Consider the following 1,449-nt stretch of genomic DNA (forward strand, 5'->3'; position numbering starts at 1 on the left):
CTGATTTGCTCGTTCATTCAGTTCACGGTATGTCAACTGCTGATCTTCGAACACAACCGCAAGGTGGTCAGGTGTACGTTCCACTTGTTCTTCAAATAGTTGATATACTGTTTTTTCATGTGGATATTGAGTATTTGTATCATTAAATTCAAATAAAAGTTTATTCCTCTTAATTTCTGATACAGTTTCAATCTTCTCTATTTCAAGTTCAATCTGGAATAAAATAATAGAAAAGATATGATTTAAATTTCCAATTAATTGAACCATATAATCTTTATCATAACAATTTGCATTGTATGCTAGTTTTAAGTTTATTGAATCTTCTTCTCCCAATTCAAAATGAAACATAGTATCTGACACAACAGAATCATTATAATTAAAACGATGAATTTCCTGTAAAGAAACCAAAGTATTTATAACAGGTAAATTGTTTGAATCGTACTGTAAGTTCAGGTTTTGCACCATTTTTCTAAATGGTAATCCTTGATGTTCAATACTTTCACTTAAAGCTAACTTAATTTGATTAAACAACGATTTAAAAGAATTTTTAGGAGTTATATTGTTTTTTAATATTAAAAATTTACTGGAATAAGTTTGATCTTTGTCTAATTCAATTGCTGGAACCCCTAAAATCATATCTTGCTCATAAGTATATTTGTGTAATAAGCACTCAACTCCAGCTAATAAAATCATATATATCGCCATATGAGATCGATTAGACATGTCCAAAATTCTTTTTGATACATCCGATAATAAAACACTATCGATAAATTTCTGATTATACGCCTTATTATTACTTAATTTGTTTTTTGTATAGCTAGAATAAGGGAATGTAGTACAACTATCTTCAACACTGAATAAGTTTTCCCAGAATAATTCTTGTTGCTTAAATTCTGACATTTATAGCACCCCAGACTTCAGTAGTATATAAAATCCGTTATACAATGTATAAAATTTTACATATAAATATTTGTATTCTTGAAACTAGCATCAATTTCAGTTAAAGAGTGTGCTATATGTACACACTCTTTAATTTTGTAAATACATCAAAAATTCAATTCAATTTCTCGGATATAACTTTTACTTTTCATTACTTTTTTACTTAATTTTATATTTCGTAATTGAACATTTGGATTTTTAATAATTTCTGATAAAACTAGTAATAAGTCTTTTGATAATTCATTAATTCTACTCTTCTCAAATAACTTTTTGCAGAATTCAAAACTACATTTGAGTTGTTCCCCATCAAGATTTACAAACAATGTTAAATCAAACTTAGCTATCGTGCGCTCTCGAATATAAGGTTTAAATACTAAATTTTCTATTTGAAGCTCTGTTTCTTCCGTATTTTGTAAAACCAACATTGTATCAAATAGCGGATTACGGCTCATATCTCTTTTTATATTTACTTTTTGAACCAGCTCTTCAAAAGGATACTCCTGATTCTCA

At 27.7% G+C, this 1,449-nt stretch carries 2 protein-coding genes; both read right to left on the reverse strand.

Features of this window, described 5'->3' with window-relative positions; all coding sequences use genetic code 11:
• On the reverse strand, positions 1–900 hold a 900-nt coding region (locus tag ACTFP3_RS30090), incomplete at its 3' end, for a condensation domain-containing protein (RefSeq protein WP_440012089.1).
• A 146-nt stretch (positions 901–1,046) separates the two neighbouring features.
• Positions 1,047–1,449, reverse strand: a 403-nt coding sequence (locus tag ACTFP3_RS30095; protein ID WP_440012091.1) for a condensation domain-containing protein, incomplete at its 5' end; no start/stop codon positions are given.

Source organism: Bacillus cereus group sp. MYBK5-2 (genome assembly GCF_051915685.1).
GTDB lineage: Bacteria > Bacillota > Bacilli > Bacillales > Bacillaceae_G > Bacillus_A > Bacillus_A cereus.